Here is a 19,892-nt window from a genome sequence, read left to right as displayed (position 1 = left end):
AAATGACATTTTTTTATAAAAATAGCGAAGAAAATGAAAATATAATCTCGGAAGTACAAAATATTAATGGTGACGCGAATATAGCAAATATTGCCAGTCATGAAATATCTTTATTAAATGCGATCGCTCAGGAATTTAAAAGTTGGCGCCGACAGTTGCAAGATATCACAACTCATATGCGCCAAGCTCCAGAACTTGATACACTACTCAAAATCACTGTAGCGCAAATTAGAGAAAAGATTAGCTGCGATCGCGCCTTGATTTATCAGTTTACTTCTCTGGAATCAGGTAATGTTTTAGCAGAATCCAGAGGACTAGGTTGGACACCGACTTTAGGTGAAAATATTTCCGGAATTATTTTTGGCTTATATAGCAATCAAGACTATGTAGAACCTGTAGTTATTGACGATATCAATAAGATACAACTTACTCCTTATCAAAAGCAGCTGCTAGATAAATTTCAAATTAAATCTAGTTTGAGTTTACCGATTCTAGTGGAAGGTAAAATATGGGGATTATTAGCAGTAAATAATTGTTTTTCAGTGCGGCAGTGGCAAGAAGTAGAAATTAGTCTCCTATCTCAAATTACAACAGAACTCACATACAGATTACAGAGCTTTGAATTTCACAAAGAACTACAAAATCAAACACAGGCAAAGAAATCAGTAACTAAAGTTATCGAAAAAATTCTCCAGGTATCAAATCTTGATAAGATTTTCCAAACAACTACTCAAGAAGTACGGCAATTACTAAAATGCGATCGCGTAGCTGTTTATCGCTTCAAACCTGACTGGAGTGGCGAGTTTATAACAGAGACAGTAGGTAATGGTTGGATAAAAATGGTCGGACCTGATTTTAAAATGGTCTGGGAAGATAGCCACTTACAAGACACTCAAGGAGGACGTTATGCCAAGGGTGAAAGCTTTGTGGTTAAGGACATTTATCAAATGGGTCATGCCCAATGCCACATTGATATTTTAGAGCAGTTTGAAATGAAAGCTTACATGATTGCGCCTATATTCATTGGAGAGAAATTATGGGGGTTGCTGGCAGCTTATCAAAATTCTGGGCCGCGTGATTGGCAACCTTGGGAAGAAACCTTTTTGACTCAGATTGGCTTGCAATTTGGTGTGGCCATATCACAAAAAGAATATGTCGAGCAAGTGCAGACGAAATCTGATCAACTAGCTCAGATAGTTGAACAAGAGAAAGTTTTCACTAAGATAGTTAACCGCATCCGCCAATCTTTAGATGTAGAAAGCGTCTTCAAAACAACCACTCAAGAAGTGCGTCAATCACTAAAATGCGATCGCGTCTGTGTCTATCACTTTAACCCTGACTGGGGTGGTGAATTTGTGTCTGAGTCTGTGGGTAATAGTTGGACAAAACTGGTAGGCCCTGATATTAAAACCGTTTTAGACGATACCTACTTGCAAGAAACTAAGGGAGGTAGGTATGTCAGAGGTGAAAACTTTGTTGTTAATGACATTTATCAAATAGGGCTTACTCCCTGCCACATTGAGATTTTAGAGCAGTTTGAAGCCAAAGCTTACATAATTGTTCCTATATTCTTCGGGGATAAATTGTGGGGCTTGCTGGCAGCGTATCAAAATTCTTACCCTCGTGAATGGCAAACCTGGGAAGTGAACTTTTTGGTTCAGACTAGCTTGCAATTTAGCCTAGCTAAATCACAGATAGATTATTTGGAATTAGTTCGGGTGAAATCTGAGAAACTAGCTCAGATAGCGGAACAAGAGAAAGCTCTTACCAAGATCAGTAACCGCATCCGGCAATCTTTAGATGTAGAAGAAATCTTCAAAATAAGCACTCAAGAAGTAAGGCAATTATTGCGATGCGATCGCGTTGCAGTCTATCGTTTTAATCCCGACTGGAGTGGTGAATTTGTGTCTGAATCAGTAGCTCAGGGTTGGGTAAAAGTGGTAAGACCCGATATCAAAACTGTCTGGGAAGATACCCACTTACAAGAAACTCAGGGAGGTCGATATGCCCAAGGTGAAAACTTTGTTGTAAATGACATTTATCAGGTAGGTCATTCTACTTGCCATATTGAAATTTTAGAGCAATTTGAAGTCAAAGCTTATGTAATTGTTCCTGTATTTGCTGGGGAACAATTGTGGGGATTGCTAGGAGCTTATCAAAATTCGGGAACTCGTGATTGGGAAGAATCGCAAGTCACCTTATTAGCACGTATTGGTAGCCAGTTAGGGTTGGGATTACAACAGACAGAATATTTGCAAAAAGTAGAAGCGCAGTCAGCAAAATTAGCAGAAGCAGCAGCACGGGAAAAGGCAGCCAAGGAATTATTACAACAACGGTCTATTCAACTCTTAATAGCCCTTCAACCTGCCCTTAGTGGCGACTTAACGGTACGCGCACCGGTTACAGAAGACGAGCTAGGCACGATCGCCGATGTCTATAATAATACCCTGCAAGCACTGCGACAAATCGTTATTCAGGTACAGGGGGCTGCTCAAAAAGTTGCCCAAACTTCTACCAATAGCGACGCTTCACTGGCGGGATTGACCAATCTGGCGCAACAACAATCTGAGGAAATTAGCGCAGCTTTAGGCGAAATTCAACTGATGGTGGACTCTACTCAAGCTGTTGTGGCAAATGCTGAGTTGGTGCAACTAGCAGTGCAACAAGCCAATCAAACTGTAGAGTCTGGCGATACTGCGATGAACCTGACTGTCAAAGCAATCCAAGCAATTCGTGAAACCGTTGCTCAAACCAGCAAAAAGATTAAACGCCTCAGTGAATCCTCGCAAAAAATCTCTAAAGTGGTGAATTTGATTGGTAATTTTGCCACACAGACAAACGTATTGGCTTTGAATGCAGCGATTGAAGCCACGCGTGCAGGTGAATATGGCAAAGGCTTTGCAGTTGTAGCTGATGAAGTCCGTTCTTTATCTCGCCAGTCAGCAGCAGCCAGCATCGAAATAGAAAAATTAGTTCAGGAGATTCAAGCAGAAACCGGGGAAGTTGCAGTAGCGATGGAAACTGGCATTCAACAGGTGGTAGAAGGTACAAATCTTGTCAATGACACTCGTCAAAACTTAAATGCGATCGTTTCTGCAACTGCCGAAATTAGTCAACTAATCGAGCGAATTACCGCAGCGACTCAAAAACAAATGACGCAATCTGTAACAGTAACTAAATCAATGCAAGATGTAGCAGGAATTGCTAACAAAACTTTTGCTGAATCTCAAGAAATTGCTACTGTGTTTCAAGATTTATCAGGAATGGCAAAAGATTTATTAACAACTGCTGGTAAGTTTAAAGTGAACTAAGAAGGGAGTAGGGAGTAGGAATTACGCCTGATGTGAATTAAAAAATCCCATTTTTCCATAAGGGTTTCCAGGCTTAGACAAAACCATCATTTTGGAATCATTAACGAAACTGAAAGGTTTTTAACTCTCAATTCACATTATACGTAAATTTCAATCTTCCCCACTCCCCATTCCCCACTTATGATCACAGATAACGTAATTCGCGAACAAGGATACATCTACTTTCTGGCGGAAGCCCCAGAATTAGTCCAAATTATTGAACAAGAACTATTTAGCTTATCGGAAGGTTATAGCATTGCTAAAGTTCACAACTTAATGCGGGCTACTCATACACTTAAAGGTGGATCTGCTAATGTTGGGCTAGAAGTAATTAAGATGATAGCCCATTTTTTAGAAGATGTATTTAAGGCTCTATATAATCCAAAAGTGGTAGTTGATGCCGAATTACAAACGCTTTTGTTACAAGCTTATGACTGTCTGAGGATAGCATTAAATACCGAGCTAATAGGCAGTACTGTTAATGATGAAGAACTGATGCATCGAGCAACTTCAGTGTTTGCACAGTTGCAAGGAAAACTGGGTAATGCTTTTGGTGCTGAGTCTGATATTCCCACTTCTGAAGAATTAGGATTTGATATTGTGCAGTCCGTTTTTGAAGTGGGTGTAGAACAACGTCTAAACACTATTGCTGACACTGTTAACAATCCACCAAATAGTGACGAATTTATTGAGTTTTTACACTCTCAAGCTGAGGTGTTTTTCGGCTTGGCAGAATCTCTAAATTTACCTGGATTGGGAGAAATTGCCCAAACAATTCTGTCAGCGCTGCAAGCAAATCCCACCCAGGTGCAGCAAATTGCAGAAATTGCCCTTGCAGATTTGCAACAAGCACAAAAATTAGTATTAGAAGGCGATCGCACATCTGGGGGAGAAAGTTCTCCAGCTTTGCGAAAACTCACGACAGTTGCAAATAATGAGTTATCTGGAGAATTAAAAAATAATTCATCTGCTGGCACATTTATCATCAATGAAGAACAATTTTACCAGTTTATCACTACATCTGATAATACTAAAAATGAATCGGTAAAGCCAACAACTGCCCAGTTTTATTTAAAAGTAATTCGCTACATTTTTGGCTGGTTTAATCACCAGATGGAAATACCAGAGCCAGAGATCAGCTTGACTTTACTGATTCCCAGATTAGAAAAAACAAGTATACTTAATTATATCGAAAACTGGCTGAAAAACTTTCTTGATTTTGTTCAAGATGAAGGCGATAGTCAAAGTCTTTGTATTTATCGGCGTGGGATTATCTTAATTATCCTATTTGCAGTTGCAAAATTTCAATATTCTGTTAACCCATCTGACAGCTACCTGTTAGTAATTAAAATCTTACAGAAGCAAATTCATACATTAGCACAAGAATATAAAAATTATCTTCCTGTTACTGGCAAAGAGAAAAATTGGCTTGATAGTCCCAAGTTACAAACACTGTTAGTTTTTAAAAAAATATCTAAATCGGTATCTCCTCAAGCAACTGATAACTTACTAGAAGCAATATGGGGAGAAGAACTTAGCGAAAACCTTGCAGCTGAAGTCGTGACGATCCAGACTGCTGATTCTTCAGAAAAGCTTAATTCATTAACTGTCATTGAGCCAGTAGTTTCTGAAACAGCTATTGAAGTCATGCCTGATTTAGCTACACAAATTAACAAAGAAATAGAAGAAAAATCACAGTATGTTCAAACTAAAAATTTACGTCAACCTTCATTTATTCGAGTAGATACAGAGAGACTGCAACACCTCAATTATCTAGCGGGAGAATTGCTGATTTACCAAAACCGACGTAGTTTGCGAGATGAACAAGTCAAAGAAATAATTGAGCAATTAGTACAGCAACTCATTAGACACCAAACAACTTTAAATGAATTACGTGATTTACCATTACAAGTACAAAATATTAGCTCACAACAAACGCAAGATTTTGCAGTGAAATTTGACTCTCTAGAAATGGATATATATACAGAATTCCATATGACATTGCATGAAGCAATAGAAGAGACCCTGCAACTACAAGAAACCACAGAGTCTCTTGACTTGCTTCTGATGCAAGCTACTCAAATTAGTGACAAACAAGAGAATTTAACTCTTAATATTATAGATAGCTTAGTAGAAGCACGAATGTCACCTTTGGGCAATATTCTAAATCGCTTCCCCCATATGGTAAATAAGTTGGGGAATGTTTATGCCAAACTTGTAGAGTTGAAACTTACTGGTACTGCGGTACTAGTGGATAAAGCGATCGCTGAAAAGCTCTACGATCCCTTATTACACTTAGTGCGTAATGCTTTTGACCACGGGATTGAAACTCCGCAAGTTCGCCGAGAGTTTGGTAAACCAGAACAAGGTTTAATCGAAATCTGCGCCTATCATCAGGGTAGCCAAACTGTTATCGAAGTTCGGGATAATGGTCAGGGATTGAATTTAGACAGAATTCGCAGAAAAGCTGATGAATTTTGTCTCATAGAAACTAAAGAAAAAACTAGCAGTTCTACTTCTAATCTGGCTGATCATGAACTTTTAGATTTGATATTTTCGCCTGGATTTTCTACTGCTAGCAAAGTGAGCGAAATTTCTGGACGCGGTATGGGTTTAGATATTGTGCGTACTCAGATGCACGCACTTAACGGCTCAGTTTCAGTACAATCCTTCCCCAACCAAGGAACAATATTCATACTCAAAATTCCTTTTTCTATGACTACAGAAGAATTAATGCTAGTTCAAGCCAAAGGTGTTGTTTATGCCCTTCTTTTGGATAGTATCGAAAAAATATTGATTCCCTCTGAGCAACAGATTAAAGAAATTGAAGGCAAAAAAGTCTTGCATTGGAAGACAGAGAATGATGAGACTATGGTCAGCCTCCGTCAACTTTCAAAGTTGATTGATTATAATGGTTCATTCTTTAATAGTGCTACTGCATACAAGACATCAAATACTCACGATCCAAGCATAGGGAAAAATCCGGTGCTTTTGCTCCGACGAAATCAGGGAAAGGTTGCTTTAGAAGTTGATCAAATAATTGGTGAACAAGAACTGGTAATTAGACCTTTAGGAAATGCGATCGCACCGCCAAAATACATTTATGGTTGTAGTAGTTTAGCTAATGGTAATCTCATCTTAGTGATTGATGCTTCATTGCTGGTGGATTCTAGCGATATTCAACAAACAACACTTGATATCAGTCCGCTACCAATAGCTTCTTCGTCAAATAAAAAAGCTTTGCCGATATCAGGACACAATTTTTCATCTACACCATTACTTACTGCATCTACTTGCACAACAACTATAGAAACCCAGCCCAGTTATTCTCAAGAACGAGATAATAAATCACCAAAAGTTATTTTAGTAGTAGATGACGCAATTAGTCTCCGGCAAACTATCTCTCTGACTCTGCAAAAATTTGGTTATCAAGTAATACAAGCTCAAAATGGTATAGAAGCTCTAGAAAAGTTGCAGTTACATCCAGAAATACAAGTTGTCATCTCCGATTTAGAGATGCCACGAATGAATGGTTTTGAGTTGTTGAGCAATTTCCGGCAATATCCAAATTTAGCAAAAATACCTGTACTGATTCTCACTTCTCGCAGCGCTGAAAAACATCGCCAGCTTGCCCAAGAATTGGGTGCAAAGGCTTACTTGACCAAGCCTTATTTAGAGCATGAGTTTCTTTCTCTAATTCAGGGGTTAATTAACGGTAATACCAATGATTCTAAGTATTTACTCATGGTGACAAATCATTGAGAATTCGTAATTACGAATTACGAATTACTAGGTAGATTATTTGGATCTACACCTAGAGAACGTAAATACTGCGCTAATTGTTCAGCCCGCGATCGCTCCTGTTGTGCCTGTTCTCCATCTGTCAAATAGCGGTTTCCTTGCTGATCATACCAACATAAAAACTCCTGTTGTATCCCGCCAATTACAGCTTGGTGTCGCCCAATACCTAACCCTACCTGTGGCATCAAATAGGGTTCACCTATTTGTAGTTGGTAGTTTCCATCTATCAACTTATATACTTCAAAGGGTTGATGTTGGTCCCGTCGCCAAAACTCCGGGTTATAAATTACGTAGTAGAATACACCGAGTTTTCTATATATATCTAGCTTTTCGTCGTATTCACCTCCTGGGGTGTGGGATACCATTTCTAATGTGAATATTGGAACTATCCCATTTTCTTCCCAAACCGCGTAACTTTTGCGTGATTTACCACCCTTTTTCCGTTCTACTCCCACACTCAAAAAAGCATCTGGCACTACAGGTACTCTGGGATTTACTCCTGTGGTGTGATACACTCCCATATCTACTCCGAAGTACCAATCCATGCGATTTGCCCAAATAGAGTTGAGTAGGAAAAGTAAAATGTTGGGCAAAAAGTTTTGGTCTTCGTTATCCACTGGCGTATCGTCTGAACAGGGAAGTTCATCAGTAGTTGGTAACGCATTTTTGAGATCAGGTGAGAGCATAACCGTTGTCTCGCTGGCGTTTGATGCCTTTATTATAAGTGAGTGACAAAAAGTTTAGCGTTTGGGTGGAGCTTCACCAAACTTAATCAAAAGCGCGATCGCAATACTAACAAGCAAAATTAACGTCATACTCAAAGCTGAACCAAATCCCCAATTTTGGGTTGCTCCCAGAAACTGGTTATAAACTAACCGTGCCGCCGTCATACTAGAAGCACCACCAAGTAATTCTGGATCGACAAAATCCCCCAAGCCTGTGATGAATACAAGCATGGAAGCAGCCGCAATTCCCGGTAAAATTTGCGGTACGGTTACTTGCCAAAAAGTTTCCACCGGATTTGCACCTAAATCAGCCGCCGCTTCTAGCAACCGCTTATCTAGCTTTTCGAGAGAAGCATATAAAATCAAAACCATATAGGGTAATAAGCTGTAAGTCATGCCAATAAATACAGCTTGACTCTGGTTAAGTAATTCCAAAGTAGGCAAGCCTAAATTGCTGAGTAAACTGTTTAATAAACCAGTCGGACGAAGAATTGTAATCCAAGCATAGGAACGAAGTAACGAGGAAGTCCACAAAGGCAATATGAAGCCTAATAGCAGCAAATTCCGCCAACGCTGCGGTGCTATCTGAGCAATCCAATAGGCAACGGGAAAGCCCATAATTAAACAAATGATTGTGGTGCCAAACGCAAAAAATAGCGATCGCACGATTACTTGCAAATAAAGGGGGTCAAATATTCGGATGTAGTTTTTGAATCCGTTGGGATTAACTAAATCTCCCGGTTGGATGTCTGCAACTAAACTCAACTCAAAAATTATCAAACTTGGCAGCACCAACAAAAGTAATAACCAAATCCCAGATGGTGCAAGTAATACCAAAGGTTGGAGCCAATTTCCTCGCAGACGATGTAATGCTTCCATTTTAGAATTATCATTTTTTTGAAAATTCATCACTTATAACTCTGTCAATTTTAGATTTTTAATTTTAAACTTTGGATTGAATTAAAAATCTAAAATCCAAAATCCAAAATTTAGTTAGCTGCTAGTTAATTGAGTCCAATAGCGATCGTAAACCTCTTCAAATTTTCCTACAGGACTAACACGTTCACAATTTGCTAAAACCGACTCTGAGGGAAAGAAATTAGCGTTGTTCTGTATTCTTTTTGGCAATTGCTCGAATCCAGCGCTATTAGGTGTAGAAATACTCAGGCGTTGACTAATTTGGGCTGCTAATTCTGGTTGCAGAATCATGTTAATCCAAGCATAGGCTCCAGCCTGATTGGGGGCTGTTTTGGGAATAACAATAGTATCTGTCCATAATGAAGAACCACTGCGAGGAATCACATATTTTAGTTTAGGGTTTTCTTGAGAGATTTTCACCGCATCTGCTGAATAACACATTGCCAATAGTAAATCTCCTGCCAGAATTTGATTTTGCCAAGCGTCGGTGTCAAAACGTGCGATCGCAGGTTTTAGCAGCTTCAACTTTTCATAAGCTTGTTTGATTTGTTCTTCATTTTTTGAGTTGTAAGAATAACCTAGCATCCGTAACGTTGCACCCATTACTTCTCGAACATCATTCAGCAAGGTCATCTGCTGATTAAGTTGCTCTTTGTTTTGCCAAAGGTAATCCCAGTCTTGTGGTGCATCTTTGAGTTTTTCGGAATTGTAAACTAAACCTGTTGTCCCCCAGTTAAAAGGGATACTATATCGGTTATTGAGGTCATAACTAGGATTCTGAAACCGGGGGAATAAATTCTCTAACCCGATTAAGCGATCGTGATTTATTTCTGTTAACAAACCTTTGTTGACCATCTTCTGCACCATATAATCGGATGGGTAGATGATGCTGTAAGTGCCACCGCCTCCAGCTTGCAACTTAGCCAGCATGACATCATTGGAATCATATACATCCGCTAGCACTTTCATGCCGGTTTGGGTGCTAAAAGTTTTCAGTAATTGGTTGTCAGTATATTGCGTCCAGGTAAAAATATAAAGTTGGTCACGTTGACCATTCGGATTAGAATTAGCACGTACTTCAGCCAGCCTCCAGCCACAACCAGCTAAAGATAAGCTAGAAAGCGCTGCCACCTCTTTTAAAAATTGGCGTCTGCTAGTCATAAGAAAATCCTCAATACGGCTGGAAACCACTTGACTTTCTTACGTGGAGGAAAGCCGAACGGTAGTTTTAACTGCCGTGCTTCTCCATGAAGAATATGCTTTGAATAAACAATCATTTGAAAGTGCATTTTGTGTTAATCGTTTACCAGTGTCTAAACTGTGTAAGCTAATTGTTTTTCTGCTTGGAGCTTTTTTTGTTAACCACAAAAGTTGAGACAGGAAATATTAACGTCAGCCAGTTGCAAATACGCAACTCCCATTGCCACCTGGCTTTAGTCGATGGTGGTAATTTTTGTTTGTTTACAAGTCTATTTTTGCGATTCTGTCGGCAAGGGGTATTACGAAATCGCCTAGCATGTCGCATATTACCGCGAACCAACAAATGGTCTTTTACCCAATCAACGGCATGAGTTTGAATATTGAGATATGTATGCATCTTCGATTTAACCGTGAACCCTTCGCGCTTGCTGCCAGGGTCAACACCTACTGCTATTGGCTGAGTGTTTCTATTGCTTGGTTCTTTATTTAGTCGAACACAAAATACTCCTTTTTTGAAGAATGGTGTAGCTTTACCTGATTTAATCCAACGCTTTGCTCTACTAGGTGTCGTTGGCATCAGAGGACAGTTATTTTTGTCAACTACTGGTACAAACATTTACGATGAATCCTATTGCTAGGTGTGTATATCCCATCGCTACTGATTGCCTAAGAGGTTAAAAACTTGGGAAGCATTCTTAACGTTTTGTGGGCTACCACGCCCAGGCAATTCAGTTTAGGCTTTAAGCCTGTAAGCTAGACACTTTTTTAATCTTGTATCGAAAAGGTGGTTAGTCTTTCTCTTACAAGCCCTGTCTCTTTAGAGCAGGGTTTGTGACTTAGATTACGGGATACCTCGTAGCCACTGGTGTGATTTTTTGGGGTAAATGTGTCATTGTTCACACTTACTATCAAAATGTTACATCATATACAACATTTTTCCTGGCACAACGGTTAGTGAAAATGATCGCCTGGTTAGACAGTATCCCTTATTTGATCAAACTCCCTCAAGGAGATCCCGGCATGGAAGGAGTTTTTCATCATAGGGGTATCAGTGGGACATTAACAATTCAAAATTCAAAATTCAAAATTCAAAATTAAAGACATTTTCAGACGGGGATTTTAACCCCGACTGAAACTGGTACTACCTATAGAGGTAGGGGTCTTAAACCCTTTGATTTACAAGAAACCAGAAGTCTTTACAGATGAAGTTATGTATATTTTGACTATATGGCTTAAACTAGTAAGTCTATCATCATATTTTTTATAGCTTCAATAGGCTGTTATGCTCTTCCCAAGAAAGCCAAACAAGTTTGTAGAGAATTGCGGTACAAAGTAGTTAAATATGTTGTTAAACATTTGTAAACTATTAGCAGCCGAGTAGCCGCGTGTCACATCTTGTTAAGGAATTATCATGAGACAACTTGTTATTGCTGAACGCGTATGCCTCATTGGTCATATCGTGTCAAAAGCCTTTGGACTGGCAGGGATGCTACTGGTCATACCTAATGCCGAAAGAATTTTCAACTTATCGCAGGTTGGAGAAAATGCCATCCAGTTAAGTATGGCAGGTGGGGGTGTAGTTGATATCATTTTGGGGACAATAGCTGTCTCTATTTATGCCTACCGGACGTTGGGATTGGGAACTTGGCTAGCATTTATGCTGCCGGCTGTGTTTATCTCTTTGGGGAGTGAACTACTGGGAACCAGTACGGGTTTTCCATTTGGTGATTATAGCTACTTGAGTGGCTTAGGTTATAAGATTGCGGGGCTAGTTCCTTTCACAATTCCTTTATCTTGGTTTTATGTTGGGCTGTCGTCTTACTTAATTGCGAGAACTGGTTTGAAAGTGGCTCAAAAACCCAGTTGGGGACGCCATATTGCTGCTATAGCCGTTGGTGCTTTGCTCTTCACTTGCTGGGATTTTGCCCTTGAACCAGCGATGAGTCAATCTTCTCTGCCCTTTTGGTATTGGGAACAACCAGGAGCTTTCTTTGGGACACCTTACCAGAACTATGCAGGTTGGTTTGGCACTAGCGCCCTGTTTATGAGTGTGGCAGGATTATTGTGGAGAAATACCTCGATTAAATTAGAGCGATCGCAACTCAATCTACCCTTAGTCGTATATTTAACTAACTTTATCTTCGCAGCCGCACTAAGCTTGGCGGCTGGGTTCTCCATCCCTGTGTTGCTCGGCTTATTGCTAGGTGTGACTCCTGCCGTGGCGCTGTGGTTAAGCAGTTCAGCCACACCCACTCAAGTTGCTGTTGAACCAGCAAGCAAGGAAGTCTCAGTGGCAAAGGTTGAAGTTGCCTTGAAATAAGCTTATTTAGGGAGTGGGGAGTAGGGGGAGATGAGGGGGATAAGGGAGACAAGGGAGAAATAAGCAATGCCCAATGCCCAATGACAAATGACCAATGACAAATGACCAATGACAAATGACCAATGACAAATGACAAATGACCAATGACAAATGACCAATGACAAATGACCAATGACAAATGACTAATGACAACGCTTTGATAGTAGAAAGCGCCATCTCCCTTTTATTGCTACTTATCCAAGTACCAGCAACGGCGATTCTGTTTTCACGTCTGCTAAAGGGGCCAAGACGCCTTCCCCCAATAGAACCGCAACAGCCAACGCTGGAACTTTTGGGTAAGGTTAGTGTCGTCGTTCCCACATTGAACGAGGCGCTTCGCATTAGTCCTCTGTTAGCTGGTTTAAGTCAGCAAAGCTACGAAGTTCGGGAAATAATTGTTGTAGACAGTAAGTCTGGTGATGGCACCCCTGACTTGGTAAAAGCGATACAGCAGAAAGATCCGCGCTTTCGCCTGATGACAGATGATCCCTTACCCTCTGGTTGGGTGGGGCGTCCTTGGGCGTTGCATAACGGTTTTCTATATAGCTCTGAAGCGAGTCAGTGGTTTCTCGGACTGGATGCTGATATCCAACCACATCCTGGTTTGGTTGCTGCTTTGGTGAAGACGGCCGAAGCACAAGGTTATGATCTCGTTTCCCTTTCACCCCAGTTCATCCTCAAATATCCTGGCGAGTGCTGGCTACAACCGGCTTTGTTAATGACTCTGCTTTACCGATTTGACCCCGCCGGGATCAATACAGAGCAGCCAGAACGGGTGATGGCAAATGGGCAGTGTTTTTTGTGTCGTCGCTCCGTTTTAGCTGCTGTGGGTGGTTATACCAGTGCGAGTGGTTCTTTTTGTGATGATGTCACTTTGGCACGAAATATTGCTATTCAAGGGTATAAGGTGGGCTTTTTAGATGGCGCAAAGGTGCTGAAGGTTCGGATGTATGAAGGGGCGATGGAGACGTGGAAGGAATGGGGGCGGAGTCTCGATCTCAAAGATGCAACTTCTCGTTCTCAGTTGTGGGGAGATTTATGGCTACTTACATCTGTTCAGGGTCTACCCCTTTTTATTGTCCTAACTTTTTTGTTGATTTCTCCTCCACTCGCTTACTTGCTACAGACGCGATTAATCGCGTCTCTACCCACTCCCCCACTTCTTCTCCTGGGATTGAATTTATTCTTGCTGGTGATTCGCTTTGCTATGCTAATAGCGATCGCACCTTCCTACGATCGCACAACCGCCAAAGGTAGTTGGTTATTCTGGCTTTCCCCTTTGGCTGATCCATTAGCTGTGCTGCGAATTTTCTTATCTGCGTTCCGCACCCCGCGTGAGTGGCGGGGACGCAAGTATAGTGAGGAGTGAGGAGTTAAAAATTCATAACTCATAACTCATAACTCCTTACTCATAACTCCTTACTCCTCTTCACTTCCTATTTGATCCCCGCGTTCCAGTTCCCAAAGAATTTGATTTCCTTCACGACGCACCCGTGACACTATCCAGTTTCGCCAGCGCCATTGATCTCCCCGACTGGTAACAGCGCTGGCGTGGACATCCATCAAGTCGGCTAACTCAGAACTGGTAATTAAGTAGCCTTTTTCAGATATTTCGTCAGCGATACGCAGAGTTTCGACCAAGCTGCGGAGTTGCGAAACCCTAATTTCTGACGGTTTTTCATCGGTTGCGATCGCATTAGGCCCAGTTGATGGTTCCATAACAGTTATTTCTGGTGCAGAAGTATTGACTTGTTGGGTATTTTGGTTAATTATTCTAGAGTTTTTTTGATCATCAGCTACTTTTGCTACATTTAGTTCGCCAGAATCAGGTAAAGAGTTGTAAAAATCTGTGGGAGATAATTGTTGTAGGGAAGGGGTTTTGCCACTGGCATAGGTGCGAGCGATCGCATCACAACGTTCGTTACCTATGTTACCAGAATGTCCCCTGACGTGTTGCCATTTTACCTGTTGGGTATTAAGTTCATCAAGAGTTTCCAAAAGGTCTTGGTTTTGGACGGGTTTACCATCTGACTTTTTCCAGCCTTTCTTTTTCCAGCCTTTCACCCATTTGGTAACGCAGTTAATCAGGTATTCGCTATCCGTATGAAGGGTGATGGCTTGGGCTTGTTGAGATGTTTGCAGGAATTGCAGGGCGGCGATCGCAGCTTGCATTTCCATTTTATTATTAGTGGTATGAGGGGATGCATTGCCAATTTCGTGGATTGAGCCATCGCTGAAATAGACGACGACACCCCAACCGCCAGGGCCAGGGTTCCCGGTGCAAGCACCATCAGTGTATATGCTTTGAATTGTCGGTTGGGTGGACATGGTTAGGGCATGGAAACGCAGAGGACGCTAAGGGAAGAGTTATTAGCGGCGAATTTTTTTAAACAATATCCAGGTTATTATAGTTTATCTCGCAGATTGCAGCACGGTAATTAAAAGTTGAAGTAATAAATATTCGGCAAGACTAAGTTGACTTTTCAGGTGTGTGATTCAGTTTGGTCAAAATTAAATAGTGTTGGTATGGTAGAGTCTGTCGGAAAAGTCGCTAAAGTCTCTTTCCCCAGCCGCGTAACGACTGATGATATCTCCTATGAGAATCTTTTGGTGCGACATATCATTTCTCCTTCAGATCAACTACATCGTCCTAGACAACGACAACGCCATCTCCAACGAGGCAACAGTCACAGGCAACATCAACAACATAGCCCCCATAATCGGCCGCATTACAGTAAAATGAAATATTAGAGAAGGTGCAATTGCCACCTTCAGTGCGATCGCTACTGACCCAGGAAACGATACCCTCACCTACATCTGGGACTTTGGGGATGGTACAAACTTAAGTTCCGGTCAAACAGCTCAGTGATTTTTACCAGCAAAATCCGCCGATGGATGCTTGTGCTGGACGCGATCGCAACATCTGATCATAAACTCTCAACTCCCAAGGCTGCAACCAGAATAAGACAAGCGATGTCTACGATGGTTACTGAGCTTGCCGTTCGCGCAGCGCGATGCCCTGAGCTTGCCGTACTCCTTTGGAGAAGCAAGCTACGCGCAGCGTCTCGTAGAGAAGGGTCTCGTAGAGAAGTACGCACTATGCGGGCGGCTAATCATCTGTTTGAGATGTTTGAGCATCTTCAACAGGACTGGCAATTGGGAAAGAAATAGGATTAATAGATGGGGTTAGTGAATCTAGCTGGGGTTGTTCGAGTGATGCTTCAATGTTTGAATCAGCAAAATAAGAGCCAAACATTTTATCATAGTTAGAAGCAACAGCTAAAAAAGCGCCACCCAAAATATAGATAGGTAATGGCAAATTAAATTCTTGCAACCAGTCAAACAGTTCTGCCAAGGCAAACAGCACGAAGAAGCAGGTAAGCCAAACCTTCATATTCTCATAACCTGGATTGAAACAACTCTATTACTAGCTTAAATAGCTTGCATGATAGTTGATGTAGTACATAATCACAACCCCGATAACCCCAAATAGATGCAGTCAGAATGATCGGGGCGATCGCACTTACCGTGATGCAGCAAGTCTCATTTGTGAATTTGAGAGCCTAACGCACACTGCTTGGAGTTAGCGGTGAGAGTTGTCACTAGAGCCAACCTTTGTTAGTAGAAGCGATCGCTAACTTAATAGTTGATTAAAGCCAACGACTCCCTCACGAGAGCCGTTGTCCGATCATGATAAACCTGCCTCTACCTGTTTACCGTTACTTGATATTGTCAGGTGTGATGGCTTGATATTGTAGAGTAGGAAGAATCCCTTGCTTGATATCTATCTTACGCGGGATGGCTTTTTGTGCAAAATAAAAATCAGCAACGCTCTGCTGTTGGGCAATGATCGCAGGTGTCAGTCTTCTCAATCTATAAGCACTACGGCGTACCACCTTTTCTACAATTGATACATCTAATTTCAGATCAGGAGCTAACTCGTTGGCAATTATGGTTGGGTTTTTTTCAGCAAATTCTCCTGCCGTCTCTGCTCCCTCTAAAAACACTCGCACCAATGCCGGATTTTGGGTGACAAATGAACGCCTGCCAAGATAAAATCCGCCTAGAGTGTTAATTCCGGCTGCATTTCTCAAAATCCGAATCGGAGTAGTATTAGTACTTTGCACAACAGCTAACAAGGGATCGCCACCCACCCAGGCATCAGCCTGGCCTTGAAGAAAGGCGTCGCGGGCTTGAGTTGGAGTCAAAGCAACGATTTGAATATCGCTAATTTTTAACCCTACCTCTTGCAAAGCTTTTGCTAGTAAATACTGTGCATTCGACCCTACCTGAAAAGCAATTTTCTTACCTTTAAGATCGGCTACTGTCTTAAAGGGAGAATTAGCTTTCACTACAATACCTTGGTTTGTCCCATCGCTGGGCGTGCGTCCAGCAATATAGACAAATTGAGGGGCGCCTGTGGTTGCGGCTTGGGAAAATATTGGAGGTGTCTCTCCGACATTACCGATATCCACCTTACCTGCATTTAGCGCTTCTATCAATTGTGGCCCTGCTGCAAATGGGCCAACCCAATTCACAGTTACACCCAATGCTTTGAAACGTGGTTCAACAATTTTTCTGGCTTTGACAATATCACCAGAACTTTGATAGGCCAAGTTAATTACTTTGGCGTTTGTTTGCGCTTGGGTGCTTTGCATAAGGCTACCCGCAAAAGGAGATAATAAAGCAACCAGTCCTAGTGCTGAATATTGGACAATACGCTTTAAAACTGTGCGGCGTTGTGGCTGAAATGGCTTATTCATCAGTTGTGATTGTCCTCGTAAGTTTTAGCTTTTAAGTTGTAAGTCTTACTTTCAAAAGCAAGTAAGATAATCAGAAGTTGTTTTCTCAACCTCCTAGAACACCAATTTAGTATTAAAACTCGAGATTGCACTAATTGAACAAATCTGTTTTTCGCTTTAGTAAATTGGTATTCTAGTTGGTTTGAAAAAAATTAGCGATCTTTTTAGCTATTTCTAAAACGATTCGCATTTATTAAAGAATCAAGTCTGGAGATTTGCAAAAAGTGGCTTTTCCTCAATTAGGCTTGTTTAGCATGAAGCATTTCAAGGGATTCGAGATTTGATATTGGAAAACTATTTCCTAATCCCCAGTCTTCATATCTGATTATTTTCTACTTTTCACTTATAAGTGTTGGTGGAGTAATAGCTGCATATTCTTTGGATGTAAGTAAAGCTTCTTGAACATCAATCTTTTTGGGTAATATTTTTTGCTGATAAAATAAATCTGCAACACTTTGTTGAGCTTTCATCAATTCTGGAGTAATTCCTTTAAGTCGATAATTAGCGCGTCCAGAAATTATTTCTTGAATGGGGAGATCAATTTTAAGTACCGGTGCTATTAGTTTGGCTACCTCTTTACGATTTGCTTCTGCCCATTGACCGTTTTTATCAATCTCTTCCAGGATAATCCGAAGTAATTCGGGATTTTCCTTAGCAAACTGACGTGTTCCTACATAATATCCACCTGGAGTACCAATATTTGTCGCATCTCTCAGCACACGCGCACCGTGGAGTTTTTCCACTAAAGCTAAGTGAGGATCACCAGTTACCCAAACTGGAATAGTGCCCTGAATAAATGCACCACGAGCTTCGACATTGGGCATACTCAAGACTTTAATATCACTGTATTTCAACCCGACTTCTTCTAAAGCTTTGATGATAAAATAGTGAGAAGCAGAACCTTTTTGAAAGACCACTTTTTGTCCTTTAATATCAGCTAAAGTCTTAATTTGAGAACCTTTAGGAACTGCGATCGCACTCCCTTTACCTGAAGTAGCAGTAATTCGTCTACCAGCAAGATAGACGATTCTCGCACCAGCAGCTTGAGCAAAAATGGGAGGAGTTTCTCCAACTGATCCAATATCAATTTTGTCCACATTCATCGCTTCCATTAGTTGCGGCCCTTGAGCAAATTGTGCCCACTCAACTTTCACACCCAAGGGTTCCAAACGTTTTTCTAAAACTCCTGTCACTCTAACTAAATCACCAGAGCTTTGATACCCAACTCGCAGCACTTTTGTTTTAAAAGTTATAGTCCTTGGCCCGGCTGGATCTGCTTTCGGATCAGCTCCTGTATTTGTATTAGATACAGTTGACGTACAGCTGATTAAAGTAGTAGACAAAGCTAGAAAACCAGGCATTACAAATAAGGCTAATTTACCGATTATTGTTGTCTGAGTTCTCACGAAATTATTAAACATTTTTGCACCCCAACTTTTGATTAACTACTGATAGAAAAACATCAGCTAACAACGTAAATCCTCCATTTTTTTAATTGATTACAATTATTTACTTATTAGATTTAATGGAATCAGGTGTGAATGCTGCATATTCTTCTGGAGTAAGTACTCCATCTTTGACATTAACCTTTTTTGGTAGAAGTCCTTGTGCATACCATAAATCAGCTATTTGTTGTTGTTTATTAACAACTTCATCAGTTATTGGTAGCAGACCATATACTGCTTTACTATGAATTGCTTTCAGAGTAGGTACATCAATACCAACATTACCTGTCTCAAGTTCTGCTAACTTATCAATATTTTTCTGTGACCAATCTTCGGCTTTGATAAACTCCTCTAGAAAAACTTTGAGAATCTCAGGATGCTCTTTGGCAAATTGACGTGAGGTGGTATAAAAGCCACCAAGATCCTGGAGTCCTTGCCCATCTATTAATACACGTCCAAGATTTTTTTGGACATTTCTAGTAATGTAAGGTTCCCAAATTACCCAAACATCAATTCCTCCTTGGCTAAAAGCCACATTTGCATCTTGAGGTGGCAGAAAAAGAGATTTTATATCACTCAGCTTTAGTCCCTCTTTTTGTAGCGCTTTTAGTAAAACATAGTGGGCAATAGAGGCTTTTTGAAAGGAAACTTTTTTGCCCTTAAAGTCAGCAACACTTTTAATTGGAGAGTTTTTTGGTACTAAAAAAGAAACTCCTTTACCATTAAATGGGGTCGTTGCAACATACACAAGAGGTGTGCCTGCGGCTTGAGCGAATATAGGTGGTGACTCAGCTGTGGCTGCGATATCAAGAGAACCAGCGTTTAACGCTTCTAAAGCTTGCGGTCCAGCAGCAAACTCTAGCCACTTTACAGTAAAATTCTTTGCTGCTAAACGCTTTTCTAGAGTTCCTTGGTTTCTCATCACTGCAAGAGAACCAAGCTTAGAATAAACAACTCGTAGCTCTTGCTTTTGTGCAATATTAGAAACTGTTTGACTTTGAGATTGTGTACTAATTGGGGCTGGTTCGTTTTGAGTAGTTTTAGTTTCTTGGCTGCAACCAAATATGGCCATTGGTATTGTGAGGAAGCAAGTAGCCATCAGTAAAGATATATGTTTACGATCAATTTTATATTTTGCTTCTATAGATTTAGTATTTAGGCTATATTCATATACCGATTTTGTCTTTTTTCTATTTGGTTGTAGCGGCTTCTTAATAGACAACTTGAGGCTATGCAAAGATTTGAAAAATGCCATAACATTTTTTCTATATTTAAATTTAAAAATTTTTGTC

The 19,892-nt window shown here is 40.8% G+C and carries 16 protein-coding genes; 5 read left to right on the top strand and 11 right to left on the bottom strand.

Features of this window, described 5'->3' with window-relative positions; genetic code table 11:
- Positions 1–2 precede the first annotated feature (2 nt).
- Together ACYTXL_RS32010 and ACYTXL_RS32005 are read left to right on the top strand one after the other, a co-directional pair.
- A complete protein-coding gene (locus ACYTXL_RS32010; RefSeq protein ID WP_461928121.1) occupies positions 3–3,311 on the top strand; it encodes a GAF domain-containing protein in 3,309 nt (1,102 codons plus the stop codon).
- Between the two features lie 180 nt (positions 3,312–3,491).
- Positions 3,492–7,112: a hybrid sensor histidine kinase/response regulator gene (locus ACYTXL_RS32005; protein ID WP_461928120.1), complete on the top strand. Its 3,621-nt coding sequence runs from the start codon at positions 3,492–3,494 to the stop codon at positions 7,110–7,112.
- 17 nt (positions 7,113–7,129) lie between these two features.
- Here the strand turns inward: ACYTXL_RS32005 and ACYTXL_RS32000 are convergent, their stop codons facing one another.
- The 4 genes from ACYTXL_RS32000 to ACYTXL_RS31985 form a co-directional block, all read right to left on the bottom strand.
- On the bottom strand, positions 7,130–7,837 hold the full coding sequence (locus tag ACYTXL_RS32000; protein WP_461928119.1) for a Uma2 family endonuclease: 708 nt from the start codon (positions 7,835–7,837) through the stop codon (positions 7,130–7,132).
- 54 nt (positions 7,838–7,891) lie between these two features.
- A complete protein-coding gene (locus ACYTXL_RS31995) occupies positions 7,892–8,785 on the bottom strand; it encodes an ABC transporter permease (protein ID WP_461928118.1) in 894 nt (297 codons plus the stop codon).
- 84 nt (positions 8,786–8,869) lie between these two features.
- Positions 8,870–9,955 (bottom strand): ABC transporter substrate-binding protein, encoded by a 1,086-nt coding sequence (locus tag ACYTXL_RS31990; RefSeq protein WP_461928117.1) that lies wholly within the window; start codon positions 9,953–9,955, stop codon positions 8,870–8,872.
- 166 nt (positions 9,956–10,121) lie between these two features.
- Positions 10,122–10,610, bottom strand: coding sequence for an RRXRR domain-containing protein (locus ACYTXL_RS31985; RefSeq protein ID WP_461928116.1), 489 nt, complete (start codon positions 10,608–10,610; stop codon positions 10,122–10,124).
- 795 nt (positions 10,611–11,405) lie between these two features.
- Between ACYTXL_RS31985 and cruF the strand changes: the two genes are divergently transcribed.
- Positions 11,406–12,314, top strand: coding sequence for a gamma-carotene 1'-hydroxylase CruF (cruF, locus tag ACYTXL_RS31980; RefSeq protein WP_461928115.1), 909 nt, complete (start codon positions 11,406–11,408; stop codon positions 12,312–12,314).
- A gap of 178 nt (positions 12,315–12,492) precedes the next feature.
- Positions 12,493–13,722 (top strand): 2'-O-glycosyltransferase CruG, encoded by a 1,230-nt coding sequence (gene cruG, locus ACYTXL_RS31975; protein WP_461928114.1) that lies wholly within the window; start codon positions 12,493–12,495, stop codon positions 13,720–13,722.
- A 50-nt stretch (positions 13,723–13,772) separates the two neighbouring features.
- Here cruG and rnhA read toward each other — a convergent pair whose 3' ends face one another.
- Both rnhA and ACYTXL_RS31965 read right to left on the bottom strand, forming a co-directional pair.
- Positions 13,773–14,681 carry a ribonuclease HI gene (gene rnhA, locus ACYTXL_RS31970; protein ID WP_461928113.1) on the bottom strand — a complete coding sequence of 303 codons (909 nt, stop codon included), beginning with the start codon at positions 14,679–14,681 and terminating at the stop codon, positions 13,773–13,775.
- A gap of 312 nt (positions 14,682–14,993) precedes the next feature.
- Positions 14,994–15,164 (bottom strand): hypothetical protein, encoded by a 171-nt coding sequence (locus ACYTXL_RS31965; RefSeq protein WP_461928112.1) that lies wholly within the window; start codon positions 15,162–15,164, stop codon positions 14,994–14,996.
- Here ACYTXL_RS31965 and ACYTXL_RS31960 point away from each other — a divergent pair.
- The gene (locus ACYTXL_RS31960) at positions 15,115–15,222 is read left to right on the top strand and encodes a PKD domain-containing protein (RefSeq protein ID WP_461928143.1); all 108 of its coding nucleotides are present in this window, start codon (positions 15,115–15,117) and stop codon (positions 15,220–15,222) included. The genes ACYTXL_RS31965 and ACYTXL_RS31960 overlap by 50 nt on opposite strands.
- 58 nt (positions 15,223–15,280) lie before the next feature.
- Here the strand turns inward: ACYTXL_RS31960 and ACYTXL_RS31955 are convergent, their stop codons facing one another.
- The 5 genes from ACYTXL_RS31955 to ACYTXL_RS31935 form a co-directional block, all read right to left on the bottom strand.
- Positions 15,281–15,451, bottom strand: coding sequence for a hypothetical protein (locus ACYTXL_RS31955; RefSeq protein ID WP_461928111.1), 171 nt, complete (start codon positions 15,449–15,451; stop codon positions 15,281–15,283).
- 11 nt (positions 15,452–15,462) lie between these two features.
- Positions 15,463–15,747 (bottom strand): hypothetical protein, encoded by a 285-nt coding sequence (locus tag ACYTXL_RS31950; RefSeq protein WP_461928110.1) that lies wholly within the window; start codon positions 15,745–15,747, stop codon positions 15,463–15,465.
- Between the two features lie 325 nt (positions 15,748–16,072).
- Positions 16,073–17,116: an aliphatic sulfonate ABC transporter substrate-binding protein gene (locus ACYTXL_RS31945; protein ID WP_461928109.1), complete on the bottom strand. Its 1,044-nt coding sequence runs from the start codon at positions 17,114–17,116 to the stop codon at positions 16,073–16,075.
- A gap of 371 nt (positions 17,117–17,487) precedes the next feature.
- Positions 17,488–18,576, bottom strand: coding sequence for a sulfonate ABC transporter substrate-binding protein (locus ACYTXL_RS31940; protein WP_461928108.1), 1,089 nt, complete (start codon positions 18,574–18,576; stop codon positions 17,488–17,490).
- 88 nt (positions 18,577–18,664) lie between these two features.
- Positions 18,665–19,855: an aliphatic sulfonate ABC transporter substrate-binding protein gene (locus tag ACYTXL_RS31935; protein WP_461928107.1), complete on the bottom strand. Its 1,191-nt coding sequence runs from the start codon at positions 19,853–19,855 to the stop codon at positions 18,665–18,667.
- Positions 19,856–19,892 lie beyond the last annotated feature (37 nt).

Source organism: Nostoc sp. (genome assembly GCF_054880495.1).
This window is presented reverse-complemented; position numbering and strand designations above follow the sequence as displayed.

Coding starts and splice junctions, on each gene's coding strand:
- ACYTXL_RS32010 (WP_461928121.1), top strand. CDS start 3: ATGACATTTTTTTATAAAAATAGCGAAGAAAATGAAAATATAATCTCG.
- ACYTXL_RS32005 (WP_461928120.1), top strand. CDS start 3,492: ATGATCACAGATAACGTAATTCGCGAACAAGGATACATCTACTTTCTG.
- ACYTXL_RS32000 (WP_461928119.1), bottom strand. CDS start 7,837: ATGCTCTCACCTGATCTCAAAAATGCGTTACCAACTACTGATGAACTT.
- ACYTXL_RS31995 (WP_461928118.1), bottom strand. CDS start 8,785: ATGAATTTTCAAAAAAATGATAATTCTAAAATGGAAGCATTACATCGT.
- ACYTXL_RS31990 (WP_461928117.1), bottom strand. CDS start 9,955: ATGACTAGCAGACGCCAATTTTTAAAAGAGGTGGCAGCGCTTTCTAGC.
- ACYTXL_RS31985 (WP_461928116.1), bottom strand. CDS start 10,610: ATGTTTGTACCAGTAGTTGACAAAAATAACTGTCCTCTGATGCCAACG.
- cruF (WP_461928115.1), top strand. CDS start 11,406: ATGAGACAACTTGTTATTGCTGAACGCGTATGCCTCATTGGTCATATC.
- cruG (WP_461928114.1), top strand. CDS start 12,493: ATGACTAATGACAACGCTTTGATAGTAGAAAGCGCCATCTCCCTTTTA.
- rnhA (WP_461928113.1), bottom strand. CDS start 14,681: ATGTCCACCCAACCGACAATTCAAAGCATATACACTGATGGTGCTTGC.
- ACYTXL_RS31950 (WP_461928110.1), bottom strand. CDS start 15,747: ATGAAGGTTTGGCTTACCTGCTTCTTCGTGCTGTTTGCCTTGGCAGAA.
- ACYTXL_RS31945 (WP_461928109.1), bottom strand. CDS start 17,116: ATGAATAAGCCATTTCAGCCACAACGCCGCACAGTTTTAAAGCGTATT.
- ACYTXL_RS31940 (WP_461928108.1), bottom strand. CDS start 18,576: ATGTTTAATAATTTCGTGAGAACTCAGACAACAATAATCGGTAAATTA.
- ACYTXL_RS31935 (WP_461928107.1), bottom strand. CDS start 19,855: ATGGCATTTTTCAAATCTTTGCATAGCCTCAAGTTGTCTATTAAGAAG.